Source organism: Nonomuraea sp. 3-1Str, assembly GCF_031570565.1.
Lineage (GTDB): Bacteria > Actinomycetota > Actinomycetes > Streptosporangiales > Streptosporangiaceae > Nonomuraea.
This window is the reverse complement of the sequence record NZ_JALHBK010000009.1, coordinates 262362-280409: the sequence shown is the minus strand read 5'-3', so window position 1 is coordinate 280409 and position 18048 is coordinate 262362. Positions and strand designations below refer to the sequence as shown.

Annotated in this window: 19 protein-coding genes; 11 read left to right on the top strand and 8 right to left on the bottom strand. The window is 69.8% G+C overall.

Annotated features, from left to right (window positions below; translation table 11 throughout):
* On the bottom strand, positions 1–576 hold a 576-nt coding region (locus MTP10_RS17600; RefSeq protein ID WP_310710537.1), incomplete at its 3' end, for a GntR family transcriptional regulator.
* Between MTP10_RS17600 and MTP10_RS17595 the strand changes: the two genes are divergently transcribed.
* From MTP10_RS17595 to MTP10_RS17575, 5 genes are all read left to right on the top strand, one after another.
* Positions 575–1498, top strand: a complete 924-nt coding sequence (locus tag MTP10_RS17595) for a DMT family transporter (protein ID WP_310710536.1) — start codon at positions 575–577, stop codon at positions 1496–1498. The two genes, MTP10_RS17600 and MTP10_RS17595, sit on opposite strands and share 2 nt — an antisense overlap.
* A gap of 74 nt (positions 1499–1572) precedes the next feature.
* The gene (locus tag MTP10_RS17590) at positions 1573–2595 is read left to right on the top strand and encodes a hypothetical protein (RefSeq protein ID WP_310710535.1); all 1023 of its coding nucleotides are present in this window, start codon (positions 1573–1575) and stop codon (positions 2593–2595) included.
* Between the two features lie 74 nt (positions 2596–2669).
* Positions 2670–3002 carry a metalloregulator ArsR/SmtB family transcription factor gene (locus MTP10_RS17585; protein ID WP_310710534.1) on the top strand — a complete coding sequence of 111 codons (333 nt, stop codon included), beginning with the start codon at positions 2670–2672 and terminating at the stop codon, positions 3000–3002.
* A gap of 105 nt (positions 3003–3107) precedes the next feature.
* On the top strand, positions 3108–3986 hold the full coding sequence (locus MTP10_RS17580) for a TIGR03620 family F420-dependent LLM class oxidoreductase (RefSeq protein ID WP_310710533.1): 879 nt from the start codon (positions 3108–3110) through the stop codon (positions 3984–3986).
* A gap of 132 nt (positions 3987–4118) precedes the next feature.
* On the top strand, positions 4119–4523 hold the full coding sequence (locus MTP10_RS17575) for a hypothetical protein (RefSeq protein ID WP_310710532.1): 405 nt from the start codon (positions 4119–4121) through the stop codon (positions 4521–4523).
* Here the strand turns inward: MTP10_RS17575 and MTP10_RS17570 are convergent.
* The 3 genes from MTP10_RS17570 to MTP10_RS17560 all read right to left on the bottom strand — a co-directional run bounded on the left by MTP10_RS17570 (position 4520) and on the right by MTP10_RS17560 (position 6352).
* Complete coding sequence (locus MTP10_RS17570) at positions 4520–4975, bottom strand: GNAT family N-acetyltransferase (protein WP_310710531.1); 456 nt, start codon at positions 4973–4975, stop codon at positions 4520–4522. The two genes, MTP10_RS17575 and MTP10_RS17570, sit on opposite strands and share 4 nt — an antisense overlap.
* A gap of 316 nt (positions 4976–5291) precedes the next feature.
* Positions 5292–5825 (bottom strand): GntR family transcriptional regulator, encoded by a 534-nt coding sequence (locus tag MTP10_RS17565; RefSeq protein WP_310710530.1) that lies wholly within the window; start codon positions 5823–5825, stop codon positions 5292–5294.
* A 38-nt stretch (positions 5826–5863) separates the two neighbouring features.
* On the bottom strand, positions 5864–6352 hold the full coding sequence (locus MTP10_RS17560; RefSeq protein ID WP_310710529.1) for a GntR family transcriptional regulator: 489 nt from the start codon (positions 6350–6352) through the stop codon (positions 5864–5866).
* Between the two features lie 106 nt (positions 6353–6458).
* Between MTP10_RS17560 and MTP10_RS17555 the strand changes: the two genes are divergently transcribed.
* A complete protein-coding gene (locus tag MTP10_RS17555) occupies positions 6459–6743 on the top strand; it encodes a hypothetical protein (protein ID WP_310710528.1) in 285 nt (94 codons plus the stop codon).
* 1163 nt (positions 6744–7906) lie between these two features.
* Here MTP10_RS17555 and MTP10_RS17550 read toward each other — a convergent pair.
* The 3 genes from MTP10_RS17550 to MTP10_RS17540 form a co-directional block, all read right to left on the bottom strand.
* Entirely contained in the window at positions 7907–8308 is a 402-nt protein-coding gene (locus MTP10_RS17550) for a hypothetical protein (protein ID WP_310710527.1), read from the bottom strand.
* Between the two features lie 142 nt (positions 8309–8450).
* Entirely contained in the window at positions 8451–9110 is a 660-nt protein-coding gene (gene radC / locus MTP10_RS17545; RefSeq protein ID WP_310710526.1) for a DNA repair protein RadC, read from the bottom strand.
* Positions 9111–9314: 204 nt separating this feature from the next.
* Positions 9315–10034 (bottom strand): GntR family transcriptional regulator, encoded by a 720-nt coding sequence (locus MTP10_RS17540; RefSeq protein WP_310710525.1) that lies wholly within the window; start codon positions 10032–10034, stop codon positions 9315–9317.
* Between the two features lie 548 nt (positions 10035–10582).
* Between MTP10_RS17540 and dapA the strand changes: the two genes are divergently transcribed.
* From dapA to MTP10_RS17515, 5 genes are all read left to right on the top strand, one after another.
* Positions 10583–11500 carry a 4-hydroxy-tetrahydrodipicolinate synthase gene (dapA, locus tag MTP10_RS17535; protein WP_310710524.1) on the top strand — a complete coding sequence of 306 codons (918 nt, stop codon included), beginning with the start codon at positions 10583–10585 and terminating at the stop codon, positions 11498–11500.
* Between the two features lie 53 nt (positions 11501–11553).
* Entirely contained in the window at positions 11554–13239 is a 1686-nt protein-coding gene (locus MTP10_RS17530; protein ID WP_310710523.1) for a ribonuclease J, read from the top strand.
* 201 nt (positions 13240–13440) lie between these two features.
* A complete protein-coding gene (locus MTP10_RS17525) occupies positions 13441–13947 on the top strand; it encodes a GNAT family N-acetyltransferase (RefSeq protein WP_310710522.1) in 507 nt (168 codons plus the stop codon).
* Between the two features lie 443 nt (positions 13948–14390).
* Complete coding sequence (locus tag MTP10_RS17520; RefSeq protein ID WP_310710521.1) at positions 14391–15518, top strand: NADH:flavin oxidoreductase; 1128 nt, start codon at positions 14391–14393, stop codon at positions 15516–15518.
* A gap of 28 nt (positions 15519–15546) precedes the next feature.
* Positions 15547–16413 (top strand): polysaccharide deacetylase, encoded by an 867-nt coding sequence (locus MTP10_RS17515; RefSeq protein ID WP_310710520.1) that lies wholly within the window; start codon positions 15547–15549, stop codon positions 16411–16413.
* A gap of 16 nt (positions 16414–16429) precedes the next feature.
* Here the strand turns inward: MTP10_RS17515 and MTP10_RS17510 are convergent, their stop codons facing one another.
* Entirely contained in the window at positions 16430–17983 is a 1554-nt protein-coding gene (locus tag MTP10_RS17510; protein ID WP_310710519.1) for a PucR family transcriptional regulator ligand-binding domain-containing protein, read from the bottom strand.
* Positions 17984–18048 lie beyond the last annotated feature (65 nt).

Sequence of the window (18048 nt, the reverse complement as noted above, 5' to 3'; positions counted from 1 at the left end):
CCGGGGGGGCGCGGGCGGGGAGGGCCGGCGGGCGGCGGGTGCGGCGCCCCCTGGGCCCCCGCCCGGCCCCGCGGCCGGGGCGCCGTCCACCGCGCGCCCCGCCGCGGCCGCGAGCCAGCGGCGCGGCCCGGCCAGCCCGTTCGGCGGCGGCATCGCCCAGGCGTCCGGCCGGCGGACCGCCCGCGCCGCCGCGGCCGCGAGCTGCCGGTCCGGCCGCAGCCCCGGGTGCGGGTAGCCGCCGGTCAGCGGCACCACGCCCTCGGGCGGCCCGCTCAGCAGGGCCACCACGGCCGACTCGTCCACCACCCGATCGCCCAGCGCGACCGTCTGCCATGACAGGTCCGGCGCGGCGGCGGGCCGCTCGGTGCGGTGCGCCACGAACGCGCCGCTGCCCGGCCGCGTGACCACCACACCCTCGGCGGCGAGCCGGCCGAGGGCCCTGGAGACGGTCACCGGGCTGACGTTGTGGCGCCGCATGATCTCCCGGCTGGACGGCAGGCGGTCGCCGGGCCGGAGCCGGCCGGCCTCCTCACGCAGTATCGCGGCGATCTGGGCGATACTGCTATCGTTGTCCATGAAAGAGCAGAATAGCGCTATCGTCGCGGACGAGATAGCGGTCCGCCCGCCCCAGGTCACGAGGCAGGGCGGGACGGGGCTCGCCTTCCTCGGCGTGCTGGCCTTCTCGGGCTCGATGCCGGCCACCGTGTTCGCGATGCGGGGCTTCGACCCGTGGCTCGTCGCCGTCGGCCGGGCCGTCGTGGCCGCCGTCATCGCGCTCGCCTGCCTCCGGGCCGCCCGGCTCCCGCTCCTGCCGCCCCGCCGCCAGTGGGGCTCGTACGCGCTGATCTCGCTCGGCGTCGTGTTCGGGTTCCCGGTCTTCAGCGGCCTGGCGCTGCATCTCGGGGCGACGACCGCCCACTCGGCCGTCGTGATCGGCCTCCTCCCCGCCGCCACCGCCGCCTGCGCCGTGCTGCGCGCCGGCGAGCGCCCCCGGCCGCTGTTCTGGGTCGCCTGCGCGGCCGGCGCCCTCGCGATCACCGCCTTCACGCTCACCCGCTCCGGCGTGACGGGCACATGGGCCGACCTGCTGCTCGTCGGCGCGCTCCTGTCGGCGGCCGTCGGCTACACCGAGGGCGGCCGGCTCGCCCGTGACACACCCGGCTGGCAGGTCATCTCGTACGCGCTCGTCGTGTCCCTCCCGTTCACCGCGCCCGTGACCGCCGTGCTGGCCGTGACGACGCCGGTCCATCCGTCGGCCGAGGCGCTCGCCGGCTTCGCGTACGTGGCGGTGGTGTCGATGTTCGTCGGCTTCATCCCCTGGTACGCCGGCCTGGCCAGGGGCGGGATCGCCCGCGCGGGCCAGACGCAGCTCGCGCAGCCGGTGCTCACGCTGGTGTGGGCGTGGTTCCTGCTGGGGGAGCGGTTCGGGGCGGTGACGGTGGCGGGGGCGCTGGCCGTGCTGGCCTGTGTGGCGATCACCCAGCGCACCCGTACGTGAACCCGCCGCGTCGTGCGGCTCAGACGCTTGCCAGGCATGACGGCTCCGCGCAGGATGGGGGGTGGAGGTGTCACATGGCGGACCTCACGATCCCGGAGGGCGGCTTCTGGCCGGCCCCGGAGATCCCGCAGCCGAACATTTACCCGATGGAGTGGCGGGTCGAGACCGCCAAGCTCGCGGCCATCTACGAGAAGTCCAAGCGCACGGTCTGGAACCCCGCCGACCTGCCCTGGGACGGCCTCGACCCGGCCGACTTCACCCGCGAGCAGCGGCTCGGCATCATGTACTGGTTCGCCGTGCTGGCGAACTTCGACGCCTCGGGGCCGGCGGTCTTCGCCCGGGCCACCATCCAGGCGTTCGAGAAGCACGAGGAGGACCCGGTCCGCAAGTGCTTCTTCTCCATCACCCGCGACGAGATGAACCACGAGGAGTGCTGCCAGCGCGCGATCGCCAAGCTCTGGCCCGGCGGCCCCCTCGACTGGACGCCGTCCGACGACCTGGAGCGGGCGGCGCACAACAACATCGGCTGGCTGTACCACAACGGCGGCCGCTACTGGAACGGCTACAACACCGCCGTCGGCAAGTACAGCCTGCCCGTGCTGTTCACCAGCTTCATGATGGGGGAGATGGCCGCGTCCACCCTGTTCAGGGGGATGGCGTCGGGCACCACGCACCCGGTGTTCGGGGAGATGTTCCACCGCATCGGCCGCGACGAGTCGCGGCACCTCCAGATCTGCATGACCATCTTGGAGAACGAGTGGCCGGGCCTCACCGACGACACCCGCGTCCTCATCACCCGCCAGCTCCGGGCCGGGTTCGTGTTCCTGTCCATGATCCTCTGGGAGCCGCCCGGTGGCTTCTGGGAGCTGCCGCCGTACTTCCTGGCCAACCACCGCGTCCTCATGGACCACGCCCGCGACGCGGGGCTCGGAGTGCTGTCGTACGAGGATCAGGCGGAGAACTGGCGGGTGGCCATGGCCCGCGTCCGCGCCATCGTCGAGCGCTGGGGGATCGACTTCCCCGCCATCCCGGAGCTCGACCTCGAAGGCGTGCCGGTGGACTTCATCGACCCGGAGGACATCATCCCGGTGTTCTGAGGGCGTGGGCCACCCCCATGTCCCTTCATATCGGAATCGTTCGAAACGTTCGTAGTGCCCTATATCCTGGGCCTATGGCGGAGGCTGCGGATTCACCGGATCCCGACGTGGTCCGCGCGTTGCGGGCGCTGTCGAACCCGATGCGCCTGCAACTGCTGTCGTGGCTGCGCGAGCCGGAGCGCCACTTCCCGCCCGAGCAGGCCATCGCCGACCCGGCCGAGGTCGGGGTGTGCGTGAGCCACATCCAGGCCAAGGCGGGGCTGGCCCAGTCGACGGTGTCGGCGTACATGGCCGAACTGGAGCGGGCCGGCCTGGTGCGATCCACCCGCGTGGGCAAGTGGACCCACTACAAGCGCGACGAGCAGCGCATCGCCCAGCTCGTCACCGTCCTCGGAGAGACCCTCTAGGGGTTCGCGGACACTTTCTGTCGCCGCCCGGGTTGCCTGTCATATCGAGATTCTGCGATAGTCCGATATGTTGGCAAATGTGGCACGTGGACAAGGAGGCGTTCGATGGGCAGCCTGGATGGCCTGGAACTGGGGACGTACGGCGTCTGGACCTTCGACTTCGAGGGTCAGCCCGCCGCGCGGATGCGCGACGAGATCCAGGAGCTGGAGGAGCGGGGATGGCCGACGTTCTGGATCCCCGAGCTGATGGGGCGCGAGGCGCTCACCCACGCCGGCTACCTGCTCTCCTGCACCCAGCGGATGCACGTCGTCAACGGCATCGCGCAGATCTGGTCGCGCGATGCCCGGTGGACGCAGGGCGCCGCGCTCCTCCTGGCCGACGCCTACCCTGACCGGCACGTGCTCGGCCTGGGGTTCGGCGGCCTCGCGCGACCGGGGGTCAAGCCCCTGGCGGCCATGGCCGAGTACCTCGACGAGATGGACGCGGTCGACACGCCCAACCCCAGGCCGGCGGCCCCGATGCGCCGCATCCTGGCCGCGTACGGGCCGAAGATGCTCGAACTCGCCCGCGACCGCACCGCCGGCGCCCACGCCTACCACGTCAACGTGGCCCACACCGCGCAGTCGCGGGAGATCCTCGGGCCGGACGCGTTCCTCGGCGTCGAGCACCCGGTGCTGCTGGAGTCCGACCCGGCCAAGGCCCGCGCCGTCGCGCGGGAGCACCTGCACCCCTACCTGACCAGCCCGTACAACATCGCGAAGTTCCGCCGGCTGGGCTACACGGAGGAGGAGCTCGCCGACGGCGGCAGCGACCGCCTCGTCGACGACCTGGTGTTCTGGGGCGACCTGGACGCCGTCGTCGACAAGCTCCACGGCCACGTCGAGGCCGGCGCTGACCACGTCGGCGTCCAGGTGATCGGCATCGAGCCGGGCCGGACCGCGATGCCGCACTGGCGCCTGCTCGGCGACGCCCTCCTGTCGTAGGGCGCCAAGGCGTGTCGCGCATGGCAGGATCGGGACAACGTGCGGCCTCCGGAGGAGTTCGGCTATGTCGATGGAGCCAGTAACCACCTTCGACCATCGCGCCGGCGTGGAACCGTTCTGCGAGGAGGACGCGTGACAGCGGCACGAGTGCTGGTGCTCGGCCTTGATCCCGCCAAGATCCAGGGCTGGGACCCCGAGCCTGTCCAGGCGGCGATAGCACGCGGTCGGGACCGTTTCGACGACTACGGCGTCGAGGCCGACTGGTGCCTGGTGGCACTGGAGGAGAACCCTGAAGGAGCGATCGAGGAGGCGCTGACCCGCGAGGACTACGCCTGCGTGGTGATCGGTGGCGGCATCCGCACGCACGAGCCGTTGCTCGAACTCTTCGAGAAGGTGGTCAACCTGGTCCGCCGGCACGCGCCCGACGCGGCCATCGCCTTCAACAGCAGCCCCGAGAACTGCGCCGACGCGGCTCTGCGATGGCTGCCCCAGCGCATGCCGCGTGACCCCGGCACAGGGTCGCGGGACAGAGCCTAGGAGATCCGGTCCAGGGGGTAGTCGTACCGGACGAACCCGTTGAACCGCGCCACCTTGTCATACAGGGCGCGGGCGGAGGCGTTGTCCTGCTTGGTCGTCCAGTACAGCCGAGCGGCGCCCCGCCTGCGCGACTCCTCGGCCACCCGCTCGATCAGCCCCCGAGCCGCCCCCTGCCCACGCGCCGCCTCGCCGACGAACAGGTCCTGCAGATAGCAGGACTCGGCGGACCAGAAGGTCACGTGGAACAGGTAGTGCGCGATGCCGACCAACCGCCCGTCCAGCCACGCCCCGACCCCGTGCACCTCCCGGCCGTCCATCAGCCGCCGCCAGGTCTCCTCGTACCCCTCGTCGGGGACGTCGGTGCGGTAGAACGACTTGTACCCACGCGCCAGCACTTCCCAGGCGGCACGATCCTCAGCACGCAGCGGGCCTATGTCGATCACGCTGGTCATCCTCGCACACCCCGTACCACTTGCTCGAGGCGAGAACCGCACGGAGCAATCCGTCCCGAAACCCCTGATGATCCTCATGCCCTGATCGAGTCACTCTGCGCCGTCGTAGCCGACCGCCGCATGTCCGCCGGTGTAGCCGTTGGCGAAGAGGCGGAAGTCCACTAGGCCGGCCTCCGCCTCAAGGGCCCTCAGATAAGGCGCGCACGTCGGCGGCCTAGGCGTCGGCGACCTCTCGGTCGGCGGCCCGCCGCTTGAAAGAAGGCGCGCGGGACCGCGGGGTGAGGCCATGTGGCCCTCCCATGTCCGCCTCGCACCCTCAGAGCGGTGTCGAGTGCATGGGCGGCTCCTCCGACTCGGCATCGCCCCCGTCCGCCGCGACGGGCCACGAGTCCTTGGGGCAGACGTAGCTCCCCCGCTGCGGGACCGTGTAGATCCACCCTTGCTCACGAAGCAGCGCCATCGCCCGTCGCACGGTCTCCCGCGCGACACCGTACTGTCCCACCAGCACGCTCTCCGCCGGAATGGGTCGCCTCGGCGGCAGCTCACCGGCCATGATGCGACCGCGGAGCTCCTGCGCTATCTGCTGATAGAGCGGCATCTTCTGAGCATCGCGGGATGTGTCTCTTCGGGGGCCCACGAACGTGCCCTCGCCCTGGACCGTGTGAACGAGGCCTTCGGCGCGGAGAACACCGATCGCGCGCCGCGCGGTCGTGCGGGCCACGCCGAAATCCCGCTGGATCTCCGCCTCGCTGGGCACCGGCCAGCCGGGCCGGAGCTCGTTGACGATCCGGGTGCGAAGGATGGAGCTGATCTGAAGGTAGAGATGAGTGTCACCCTCGGGATCGACCATGGGGCTCAGCGTACGAGGGTTGCCGTGACCTTGGAGGACTACTGCTGGTGTTCGTCCGGCCACTTGTCGGGGGTGCTCACGAACGTGCCCCGGTAGGCGACGGTGAACACCCAGCCGAGGTCCCTCAGGTGAGCCACCGCCTGCCGGGCGGTGACCTTGGCGATGCCGTACTCGCTCATCATGGACTTCTCGCCGGGGATCGCCCGGTTCGGCGGGAACTCACCTTGCCTGATCCGCTCGGCGATCTCTTCCGCGATCTTCTGGTACAGCGGCACCTTCCGCGCCGCCCGCGGTCCACCCGGCTGCCCGACGAACGTGCCCTCGCCCTGGATGGTGTACGCCATCCCCTGCTCGCGCAGCTCGCGCGCGACTCTCCGGGCGGTGGTGCGGGCGATCTCGTAGTCCCGCTCCAGCTTCGCCTCGCTGGGGACGGGGTCGCCCGCTTTCAGTTCTCCGCGTTCGATCTGCTCGCGGATCAGATCGGCGACCTGCTTGTAGATCGGCACGGGACCCTCACGATCAAGCACCCAGGGAGTATAGACCAAACCGTACATCAAAGTACAAAGCAGACGCACGTGCGAACCAGTGGATACGAGCTAGACCTATGAATACGTATGCGGTACGATACTGAGCATGTCCTCGGAACTGGAGTTCTGCCGCAGGTGTCAGGTGGCGTTGCTCGTCGGGGCGGCAATGGATATCGACTGGGAGCCGGAAGTGGATTGGAGTGAACGGGTGCGGGTGTGTGACTACGCCCCGGTCTGCCGGCACGTGCTGTACGAGCTCTGTCAGGCCGGCGGCCTCAGGTTCATCCGGAAGGTCAACAAGCGAGGTAGGCGAAGAATGATGCTGGCATCACCCCGCATGATCGCGGCCAGGGCCAATGCTGTGTGGCGACGGGTGGGGATACCTGCTTGAGCTGGATGACGGTGTGCGAGGACGCTTCGCTGGAGTCATGGGCATCACCTGCGGGTTGTCGCGTAGCCCTTGTGTCGTCTTGGCCTCTGTGGGCTCTGGCTGGTGCCCGGCCCGACCATGTGTTGGGTGACCGTCGGCGTGCAGATCATGCACTCACTCGCAACGGGCGCCACCTGTGGGCTGCCGGCCCTCACGGGCCTGGGCGCGACGGTTCGATCGTGTCGCGTCAGTCATGTGGGGCACCCAGGTGTGATTCCTACGGCTCACCCCCCTCTTTCCGGCGCCCAAGGGTGTGGGGCCTGGGGTAGCCGTCTCCGTGAACGCCTGACGCCATGCTTGCCGATCGCGACTCTCGCGATGACAAGTGCCCGATCATAAGCCGCAGGCCCGCCCGCAGATCATTCGCGGGGACACCGGTCCGGCACCGGCCAGGCTCACCGTGCGCCACTTGTGCACCAAAATCGCGCCGACATCCGCCAAGCGTTCGCCCGGCCGCCTACGGCTCATCTGCCGGCGACGACCTGCCTCATCGCGTTCGGAGTCATGAGTCGTGCCTTGTTCGGCCGTCTGCTGCATGTCGCCGCTTGTACGAGATCGCGTAGCCGCACGGGGAGACCGCACGTCTCCATGCCGGCGGGGATGCCGCCAGCGATCTGTTGGTTCCGATTCTTCGCAGGCCCTGTCACGGCCTGCGACACCAAGCCCTCCATCGGACGCGTGTCGCTCGCATCTGATGGAAGTGGGTCTTGCCGAGTGTGTGAACGCCCACTCACCACGCCCGCAAGGCCCCGGGTATCCCGGCCGCCCAGCTGCCGCAAGAGGTGGCCGGGGCTGTCCCTCTCGCAGGCCCTGGTTCGCTCCCTGGGGCTGCGAGAGGGACACCTTCCTTGGAGGAGGGACGCGGTCCCGCGCTTTCCGGGTGTCGCGGGACCGCGTCGCGGCGGGTACCGGCCTGGAATCTCCGCCACGGCCGTCCCGCGCGAAAAGGATGGCATGCGGTCTCGTGCCGTCACTGGGGTTCCGCGCTATCGGCGGGATCATGGCTTTTGGGCGGCCTGCGGGCTGAGGGCGCGGTATCGAGGCTTCCGGGGCAGTGCTCTGGGTAGCCGGCGCGGCGCGGAGATCGGCCGGGCGGTTCATGGGGTGGTGGGCAGGAGTACGTCTCAGTAGGTGTCGATGACGATGGTGTTGTCGGAGTAGTTCCGCTCAGGCGCCGAGGTGGTGGCGGCGGCTCGCAGGTGAAAAGGGCCGCCTGCGGATTCCTGGCGCTTGACCTTCACCTCGAAGTGCTGCGGGAAGGGGCCGTACCCCAGGTCGCAGGTCGCCCCGAAGTGACCCAACTGGCATAGGGCGGTGCCGTTTCGTACCCCGGTGATGACCTGGCCCTGGGAGACATAAAGGTCGAGCTTCACCCGCCCCGCCTGGTTGTCCGCGCCGACGCTCACGATGTAGGTGGCATAGCCGGGTTCCGTGCCGTTCACCCAGACATTTCCGATCGTCTCGGCATGGGCAGGGGCAGCAAGCATGGTGCCGGCGGCAAGAGCGCCAAGGGCGTATCGCTTCATGAGCATTCCTTGTCAACAGATGTGACAGGACCAACACTTGAAGGTTGCCGCGGCGCAGTCAGGGAGCTCAATTACCCATCGGGTAATGCGATCTTGCTTCGAAGGCCGCGCCGGCAGATCCGGGTTCGGGCGCGTGACACGGTCAGGGGACCGGGACGCGTTTCCAGGCCGTGTCCGTGATGATCAGATGGTCGAGGAGGCGGAGGCCGACCGTGTGCGCGGCCGCCGCCAGTCGAGCCGTGGCCGTGAGGTCGTCGTTGCTGGGGTCGAGCGAGCCGCTGGGATGGTTGTGGGCCACAGCGAAGGCGGCCCCGCCGGAGGTCAGGACCGTCGCGATGATCTCCCGTACCGGCACGGCCGTGTGGTCGGCGCCGCCCTCCGTGAGGACCGTGCGCCGCAGGACCGCCCCTCGTGGGTCGCACACCACCACGACCAGCCGCTCGCGCGAAAGCCCCTGGAGCAGCGGGGCCGCGACCGTGGCCAGGTCGGACGTGCTCGTGATCCTCGGCCGCTCAGGATCGGCCTGCGCTCGGCGTACGAGATGGAAGGCAGCCGCCACCCGCGCCGCCTTGGCCGGACCCACGCCCCGCACGGCCAGCAGGCGGTGCGGCTCGGCGCGGGCCAGGCCGTCGAGATCGCCGCAGTGCTCGATCACCTGGGAGGCCAGGTCCATCGCGCTCGTCCCGCGGAAGCCGGAGCCCAGCAGCACGGCCAGCAGCTCACGGTCGGCGAGCGCGGCCGGCCCGCTCGTCATGAGTCGCTCTCGGGGCCGCTCCCGGGAGGGCAGGTCTTTGACTCGCACAGAATGGTTGTATCAACGAGGACCGACAAGCTTGGGCGGCGAGCTTCTGACTCGGTCACGCCGGTCCTCGGATGGCGAAGGTGCTCCGGCCGGCCCGTGTAGAGGAGGGAGCGGCGGGTCTGTGCGCTCGCGCGGTGGTCCGCCTGCACAGGGGAGGAGGCGTTCTGGGTGAACGGCCTGTGCGGGGCGTCTTCCGTGGGCGGATCAGTTGACGGGCATGCTGTACATGACCCGGAAGCGGTCGCCGGGGAGCACGATGTCGCTGGTCTCGACCGGGCGCTCGCCGGCCCAGTGGGTACGTTCCACGTGCAGGACGTGCGTGCCCGCCGCAAGTTGCAAGGCATCCGCCTCGCCCGGGCGCGGCACCCGCGTGTGCACGGCCTCCCGGATCTCCGTGATCTTGACGCCGTGCGCGTACATCCTGGCCACCACGCTGCGCCGCTCCTCGTCCAGATGGGCCGCGAACTCCACGGACTCGTACGAGGTCGCGAGCTGGAGCGGTCTCCCGTCGCCGCGGTACAGGTAACGCGTTCTCGTCAACTTGGCCGACAGCGGCACCCGCAGCCGTCTTGAGATCTCGGGAGTGGCCTCGGCGGAGTCGCTCTGCCATTCCCACGTCACACGCCGGCCCTGCGTCTGGAGATCGGCGGCGAACGGGGTGGGGTGGTCCGGGAAGCGCCATCTGTGCAGGGGCCACAAAATGGGACGCTCCCTGACGTAATGGCCCGATCCCACGCGGCCGATGATGAGGCCCTCGGCGACCAGCACACGGAGTGCATGACGAGCCGCGGTCTCACCGACCTGGTATTTCCGGGTCAACTGCGCCCGTGAGGGGATGGGCGCGCCCGGGGAAAGGGTGCCGTCGTTGATCTGCCGCCGAATGTCCTCTACGACGCGCAGGTAGACCGGATCTGAGGTGGCCACTAATTCATCCCTGGGGGGTTCGGGTGAGGCGTTGCCCTATGTTGCCGTATTCGGCAGGTAACCGACCGTCATCGACGACCCTTGGAGCCCCAACTTTGCGGCAGCGCAAAATTATCGGAGAAACCTTGTAACGCCGATGTAAGACGGCGCGATTGTCCGGTAGAGGTCGTCGATGTGTGTACCCCCGAGCACATATCGGCGACCTCTACCAATGAGGGGTGGTAGGGGGCCTGTGCCGTAGGCCCCGCCGATCTTCCCCGCCCCGCTCTCCTTCCTGGGCCGCTCATGCAGGAGCCACCCCGCACCGGCCGCCGGCGAACGACCGTCGCTCGCCGCCTGGCGTATGACGGCGCCGGTTCTCGAACGGCGATGCCAGGGGCCGCGATCCGGGGTCCGCCACGCCCCGACCTGGGCGGGGGCGGTGACCGTTGGTGCGAGCCGTGGATGTCCGGGATGTCATGGGAAGTGGTGCCCTGGATGGCCTGTGAGGTGGGCGAAGCGGGGTGGCGGCGTCCAAGCGTTTTGGGAATCCAGGTAGCGTTCGCACTATGGCATCGCCAACTGGAACCACGGAAGCGCCCTTCGGCCGCATGCTGACCGCCATGGTCACGCCGTTCACCGCCGACGGCGCGGTCGACTATCCGGCCGTTCGGCGGCTCGCCGTCTATCTGGTGGACGAGCAGCGCAACGACGGCCTGATCGTGAGCGGTACGACGGGCGAGTCGCCCACCACCTCCGACGAGGAGAAGCAGCGTATCCTCAGTACGGTCCTCGAAGCGGTCGGGGATCGGGCTACCGTGGTTGCAGGGGCGGGTACGAACGATACGCGGCACAGTGTCGAGTTGGCGAGGGCGGCGGCGCGCGCCGGTGCGCACGGCCTGCTCGTGGTCACGCCGTACTACAGCAAGCCCCCGCAGGAGGGCCTCTACCGGCATTTCGCCACGGTGGCCGATTCGACGGACCTGCCGGTGATGCTCTATGACATTCCTGGACGCAGTGGCGTGCCGATCCAGACCGCGACTCTGATCCGGCTGGCGCAGCACGAACGCATCGTCGCCGTGAAGGATGCCAAGGGCGACCTGTTCGCCGGCAGCCAGGTGATGACGATGACCGATCTCGCCTACTACTCCGGCGACGACGTGCTCAACCTGCCGTGGCTGTCGGTCGGCGCGGCCGGTTTCGTGAGCGTCGTGGGTCACGTGGTCGGGGCGCAACTGGCCCGCATGATCGAGCTGTACCGCGACGGAGACGTCGCCGAGGCGCTCGCCGTGCACCGCCAGCTGGCCCCCGTGGTCGAAGGGATCATGATGAGCGCGGGCGGCGCGATCATGGCCAAGGCCGCGCTGGCCATGGTGGGCATGCCTGTGGGTCCCGTACGGTCGCCGCTGGTAGCCGAGACGGAGAGACAGAACGCTGAGCTGCGCGCTTGCCTGGTGGCAGGCGGAGTGAAGTTGACAGATACCTAAAACGGGGAGGAACCGGGAGTTTTGAGAACACGATTCAACAAGGGGACACGAGCATGAGTCATCCACATCCGGAGCTCGGGCCCCCACCGGCGCTGCCTGAGGGTGGTCTGCGCATCGTCGCGTTGGGCGGGCTCGGTGAGATCGGCAGGAACATGGCGGTCTTCGAGTACGAGGGCCGTCTGCTGATCGTCGACTGCGGGGTGCTCTTCCCCGAGCCGGACCAGCCGGGCGTCGACTTGATCCTGCCCGACTTCGAGTACATCAGGGACCGGCTCGACGACGTCGAGGCCGTGGTGCTGACGCACGCCCACGAGGATCACATCGGGGCGGTTCCCTACCTTCTGCGCGAGCGGCGCAACATCCCGCTCATCGGATCGAGGCTGACCCTGGCCCTCATCGAGGCCAAGCTCACCGAGCACCGCATCCAGCCGACCAAGCTCGAGGTGATCGAGGGCGAGCGGCACAGGTTCGGGCCGTTCGAATGTGAGTTCCTCGCGGTCAACCACTCGATTCCCGACGCCCTGGCCGTCGCCATCCGGACGCCCGCGGGCATCGTCCTGCACACCGGCGACTTCCGGATGGACCAGTTGCCGAGCGACGGCCGGCTCACCGACCTGGGCGGGTTCGCCCGGCTCGGATCCGAGGGCGTCGACCTGCTGATGTCCGACTCGACCAACGCCGAGGTGCCGGGGTTCGTCACCAGCGAGCGGGAGATCGGGCCGGTCATCGACGAGGTCATCCGCACCTCCGAGCAGCGGGTCATCGTCGCCAGCTTCGCCTCCCACGTGCACCGCATCCAGCAGGTCATGGACGCGGCCGCCCGGCACGGTCGCAAGGTGGCGCTCGTCGGCCGCTCCATGGTGCGCAACATGGGGGTGGCCCGTGATCTCGGCTACCTCAAGGTGCCGCCGGAGCTGATCGTCGACTCCCGCGACATCGAGGCGTACCCGCCGGAGGACGTGGTGCTCGTCTGCACCGGCTCCCAGGGCGAGCCCATGGCCGCGCTGTCGCGGATGGCCAACCGCGACCACCCGATCCGGGTCACCGAGGGCGACACCGTGCTGCTCGCCTCGTCGCTGGTACCCGGCAACGAGACCGCGGTCAACAAGGTGATCAACGGGCTGACCCGGTGGGGGGCTCGCGTCGTCCACAAGGGCAACGCCAAGGTGCACGTCTCGGGGCACGCCGCCGCCGGCGAGCTGCTGTACGTCCTCAACCTGACGCGTCCGTCCAACTTCATGCCCGTCCATGGAGAGTGGCGGCATCTGCGCGCGCACGCGAGACTCGCGGAGCTCACCGGGGTGCCGGAGGACCACATCGTGATCGCCGAGGACGGCGTCGTGGTGGACCTGGTCGACGGCCGAGCGAAGATCGTCGGCGCGGTCCACGCGGGTTATGTGTACGTCGACGGCTCCTCGGTCGGTGAGATCACCGACACCTCGTTGAAGGATCGCAGGATCCTCGGCGACGAGGGGTTCATCTCGGTGGTGATCGTGGTCGACTCGAACACCGGGAAGCTCACGGCGGGGCCGGAGATCCACGCCCGAGGCTCGGGCATCGATCCCGCGCAGTTCGACCAGTTCATCCCGCAGATCGAGAAGGCCCTGGAGGCCAAGGCCGCCGACGGGGTGGTCGACATGCAGGAGATTCGGCGCGTGGTCCGGCGTACGGTCGGCCGCTGGGTGAGCGACACCTACCGTCGCCGCCCGATGATCATCCCTGTGGTGGTCGAGGTCTGACGCCTGCCTCAGCGAGGCTCGCGGTCCGGCGCAGTGCTTTCGCGCTGCGCCGGATGCGCACGCGCACGCCGGCCGGTGGCGCATGACCGCTCGGCCTCCGTGGCCGGGCGCGGGCGTCGAGTGGTGAGGTGCGAAGTCGCCTTCCCACGCCCCCGAAAGTCGCTTGCCCGGACGAACGGGCCGTGAGTAGCGTCGTCGGCTGTGACGCCGACTCTGTACACGAAACGGCTGGTTCTGGAGCCGTACGTCCCGGAGGACGAGGAAAGCTTCGTCGCTCTGTTCCAGGACGAGAGGGTGTCGCGGTGGATGGGGGACGGTCCTTCTCCTGAGGAGGAGGACCGGGCGCTGTTCGGACGCGTCTTCACGAAGGTCTACGCGCGAGACCTGTTCGACGTCTGGGCGGTCCGGCGGGACGGGGTGCATGTCGGGCATGCCGAGATCAAGCCGACCGATGCCGTCGGAGGGCACGAGATCATCTACGCGCTGGCGCCGGCGGCCTGGGGGTCCGGCCTGGGAACCGAGCTGGCGGAGGCGATCGTCGCGTACGGCTTCGAGACCCTCGGGCTGACGGAGGTCTTCGCCACCGTGGCCGCCGAGAACCTGGTGTCTCTGGCCGTCCTGGAGAAGATCGGTTTCCGGCACGTCCGGGACATCGAGGAGGACGACGGCGGCACGACCCGCGTGCTGATCCGGACCCCCGCCCTCTAGGGGGCTTGGAGGAGACGGTCGCCGATCGGCAGAGGCGCCAACACGGGAGGCGTGTCCCGTGCGGCCGGGAAGACGAGAGGCCCGTCATCGGGTGCAGCGAGAGCGCGGCGCGCAGCGCGCCGGGATCGACGCGGTCGCCGCTCCTGCGCGAGCGGTCTCAGAGGTGAGCGAGGCGGAGTCTCTCGCGATGGCGTCGCATGCGGACCGGGTGAAGACGCCGATTCCCATGCCTTCCGTGGAGATTCCTCCAGCTACTGCGCTGATTGCTGTGCGAGTGTCCATGGCGTGGCCCTGTCGGTGGATGGTTGTCTTGTCGGCGTGGAAACCATGACCTCCGAAGGGCGGACCATCGTGCCGCCCCCACGGGGCGTGCGGTGCGGGTGGCCGCCGGTCAGCGTGACCGATCTTGACGGCGGCCAAGCCACCTCAGAAGGGAATCTGACATGACCATCGAACATCCTGCGTCCCTGCCCGTACGGCTCGGCGGCCTCGACCTGGCCAACCGGTTCGCGGTCGCCCCGATGACCAGGGTCTCCGCCGCTCCCGACGGCACGCCGACCGCCGAGATGGCCGACTACTACGCCGCGTACGCCGAGGGCGGCTTCGGCCTGGTGATCACCGAGGGAACCTACACCGACACCGTCTACAGCCAGGGCTACCTCAACCAGCCCGGCATAGCGTCGGACGTCCACGCCGGGGCCTGGCGTGCCGTCACCGAGCGCGTGCACGCCGCCGGGTCACGTGCCGTGCTGCAGCTCATGCACGCCGGCGCGCTGTCCCAGGGCAACCGGCACCGCGACGACACCGCGGGCCCCTCCGAGGTGCCGCCCCTGGGCGAGAAGATGCCCGAGTACGGCGGGCACGGGCCGTGGCCGACGCCCAAGGCGATGACCCAGGACGACATCGACGTGGCGGTACGCGGCTTCGCCGACTCCGCCGTACGGGCCCTCGACGCCGGATTCGACGGCGTCGAGGTCCACGGGGCCAACGGCTACCTGCTGGACCAGTTCCTCACCGCGTACACCAACACCCGCGACGACTCCTACGGCGGTCCGGTCGCCAACCGGGTGCGGCTGGCCGCGGAGGTGGTCGCCGCCATCCGCGCCGAGGTCGGCCCGGAGTTCTGCGTGGGGGTGCGCCTGTCGCAGACCAAGGTCAACGACTTCGTCTACCGCTGGCCCGGTGGCGCGTACGACGCTCGGATCATCTTCACGGCGCTCGCCGAGGCCGGTGCGACGTACCTGCACATCGCCAGCGAGGGACGCGACTGGATCGAGACGGCGCGGCTGGACGGCGACACGACGATCACCGGGCTCGCCCGCCTGGCGACGGGACTGCCCGTCATCGCCAACGGCGGCATGCACGAGCTGTCACAGGCCGCGCAGGTGTTGCGGGACGGTCACGCCGACCTGGTGTCCATCGGCCGGGGCGCGCTGGCCAACTCCGACCTGCCGCGACGCGTGACCGGGGATCGGCCGCTGGAGGCGTTCGACCATATGATGCTGCAGCCGATGGCCACGCTGGCCAACGCCGCCCAATGGCGGCAGGCCGCCGCACGCGTCGCCGTCTGACACCCACCGGAACACCTGGAACGGCATCATGAGCGAGAACTGGCACGGCGGCGCCGCGGCCGTCGTCACGCTGACCTTCGACGTCGACGCGGAGACGCCGATCCTCGCCGGGGGACGCGACTATGCCCGGCATGCCAGCACCATGTCACACCAGGCGTACGGTCCGGATGTCGGGCTGCCGCGCATCCTCGGCATGCTGGACGAGCTGGGAGTGCCGGCCACCTTCTTCGTGCCGGGATGGGTGGCCGAGCACCGTCCGGCGCTGGCACAGTCGATCGCCGAACGCGGGCACGAGGTGGCGCACCACTCCTACAGCCACCGGCCGCCCACCTCGATGACGCCGGAGGAGGAACGCGCCGACTTCGAACGCGGCCTGGAGGTCTTCGCCGACCAGGGCATCGAGATCGCCGGGCACCGGGCCGCGCTGTGGGAGGCCACCTGGCAGACCGCCGAGCTGGTCGCCGAGTACGGCCTGCGCTACGACTCCTCGCTCATGGGCGACGACCGTCCCTACCGCGTCCCCACGATGTCGGGTGACGTCGTGGAGCTGCCCGTCCACTGGTCGCTCGACGACTGGGAGCAGTACGCGTTCCTGCCCGCGCCGCACGTCGGCTCGGTCATCGAGTCGCCGCAGAAGGTGCTGGAGCTGTGGCGGGCGGAGCTCGACGGGATGCGCCACTACCGGTGCCTGTTCAACCTCTGCGTGCACCCGTTCCTGTCGGGCCGCCCGGGCCGGGCGATGGCTCTGCGCCGGCTCATCGAGTACGCGCTGGAATGCGGCGACGTGCGCTTCGCCCGATGCCGTGACGTGGCCGCCGCCGCGCTGACCGACCCGGACCTGCCCACCCGCCGGTCACAGGCCCCCGTCGTGGACCCCGACGTCTATCCCCTCTGAGGCTGTCACGCGCCACTCATTCCATCGCGTCGATGGTCAGGGCGAGGAACAGGTCCACGAGGTCCTCGATGCGTCCGACGTCCCTGCCGGTCAGCTCGGTGACGCGGGCCAGCCGGTTGCGCAAGGTGTTGACGTGGACGTGGAGGGCGGCGGCCGTGGCCGCCCACTGCCCGTCATGGTCGAGGAACGCCCGCAGCGTCGGCTCCAGGTCGCTGCGGCGCTGCGCGTCGTACGCGCGGACCGGTGCGAGCAGGTCGTGCGCGGAGGCGCTCAGCGTGGCCGGATCGACCAGGCCGAGCAGCAGCCGGTGTGTGCCCAGCTCGCTGAATCTCCGCACGGCCGGGCCGCCGGACGTGCGGCGCAGCACCCGGCAGGCCTCGCGCGACTGGAGCAGCGTCCGCCGCAGGTCGCCCGCATACGCGGCGACGCTGCCGAGACCGGCCACGGGACGCCGCCCGGGAAATCGCTGCGCCGTGCTCTCGACCAGGCGTTCTGCCAGGACGGGCAGCTCGTCTTCGGGCTGCCGCCAGGTGAGCAGGGCCACCACGTCGTTCGTGCCGCCGGCGACGACGGCGGGAACGCCCTGGGCCGCGAAGAACTCGCCGACCACTTCGGCCAGGCCGTGCTCGGTGGCGGCGTCGTCGGCGAAGGCCAGCGTGCAGACCGCCAGCGCTCCTGTGGGGTCCACCCCGAAGGCTCGCAACCGGCTCGCCACCTCCGGCGCCCGGTGCCCCCCGGACAGCACCATCTCCAGCAACTCGCCGGCGAAGCGCATCTCGATCGCCTGTACCGCCTGCTGTCTGGCCACCTCCAGACTGAGGAACCTGGCGGCCTGCTCCAGCGCGTCGCGCTCGGCGGCGGACAGCTCGGCCAGCGGCCGCAGGCAGATGAGCGCCGCATCGGCATCGCCGAGCGCGCCTACGGGAAACAGCGCGGCGTGCCCGCCGCCCAGGTCCAGCTCCAGCGCGGGCGGGCGGCGGGCGAGCCCCGCCGCCACGATCTGCAACTGCGCGGTGTCCAGCTCGGTGCCGGACGCCGCCAGCGGCCGGCCCATCCGGTCCACCACCGCCAGCGGCAGATCATGGTCGCGAGTGAGCACGCGCAGCACTCCCGACGCGCCCGCGCCGCGGGAGATGGCCGTGGCCAGCGCGTCGCCCCGGCGCACCATGCCGATCACTTCCTGCTGACGCTGGTCGGCGTACGTCGCGGAGACCGCCTGGGAGATCGCGGTGAACGGAACCGCCTGCGAGATCTCCAGCAGAGGCAGGTCCGCTGCCCGGCACGCGGCTATGAGCTCAGGCGGGGTGTGCGGCTGCTGGGCACGCAGCCCGAACACGATCCCGGCCGCCTTGGCGCGCTTGACGTTCGCCACGAACTCACCCGGGCTCACCTGTCCGTCCCACAGGCCGTTGGTCAGCACCAGCTCCTTTTCCCGGATGTACGGGGACGGGTCGGGCAGTTCGGTGTTGTGCACCCACGTCACCGGATTCTGCAGGGCGCCGGGCGGGCCGGGCTCCAAGATCCGCAGCTCCAGCGCCGCATTGCTGACGAGTGCTTCCAGGGTGAGCATCCTGTGAATATAGACAGTGATCTTGGATATTGCTAGAGATTCGTCCACTACTCCTCTGTGTTGAG

Bases quoted from the DNA above. Each gene is read 5' to 3' on its own strand.
- MTP10_RS17565 (WP_310710530.1), bottom strand. From the start codon at position 5,825: ATGGTCGATCCCGAGGGTGACACTCATCTCTACCTTCAGATCAGCTCC.
- MTP10_RS17515 (WP_310710520.1), top strand. From the start codon at position 15,547: ATGAGCGAGAACTGGCACGGCGGCGCCGCGGCCGTCGTCACGCTGACC.
- MTP10_RS17555 (WP_310710528.1), top strand. From the start codon at position 6,459: ATGTCCTCGGAACTGGAGTTCTGCCGCAGGTGTCAGGTGGCGTTGCTC.
- MTP10_RS17550 (WP_310710527.1), bottom strand. From the start codon at position 8,308: ATGAAGCGATACGCCCTTGGCGCTCTTGCCGCCGGCACCATGCTTGCT.
- MTP10_RS17590 (WP_310710535.1), top strand. From the start codon at position 1,573: ATGGCGGACCTCACGATCCCGGAGGGCGGCTTCTGGCCGGCCCCGGAG.
- MTP10_RS17520 (WP_310710521.1), top strand. From the start codon at position 14,391: ATGACCATCGAACATCCTGCGTCCCTGCCCGTACGGCTCGGCGGCCTC.
- MTP10_RS17510 (WP_310710519.1), bottom strand. From the start codon at position 17,983: ATGCTCACCCTGGAAGCACTCGTCAGCAATGCGGCGCTGGAGCTGCGG.
- MTP10_RS17580 (WP_310710533.1), top strand. From the start codon at position 3,108: ATGGGCAGCCTGGATGGCCTGGAACTGGGGACGTACGGCGTCTGGACC.
- MTP10_RS17530 (WP_310710523.1), top strand. From the start codon at position 11,554: ATGAGTCATCCACATCCGGAGCTCGGGCCCCCACCGGCGCTGCCTGAG.
- MTP10_RS17570 (WP_310710531.1), bottom strand. From the start codon at position 4,975: ATGACCAGCGTGATCGACATAGGCCCGCTGCGTGCTGAGGATCGTGCC.
- MTP10_RS17595 (WP_310710536.1), top strand. From the start codon at position 575: ATGAAAGAGCAGAATAGCGCTATCGTCGCGGACGAGATAGCGGTCCGC.
- dapA (WP_310710524.1), top strand. From the start codon at position 10,583: ATGGCATCGCCAACTGGAACCACGGAAGCGCCCTTCGGCCGCATGCTG.
- MTP10_RS17585 (WP_310710534.1), top strand. From the start codon at position 2,670: ATGGCGGAGGCTGCGGATTCACCGGATCCCGACGTGGTCCGCGCGTTG.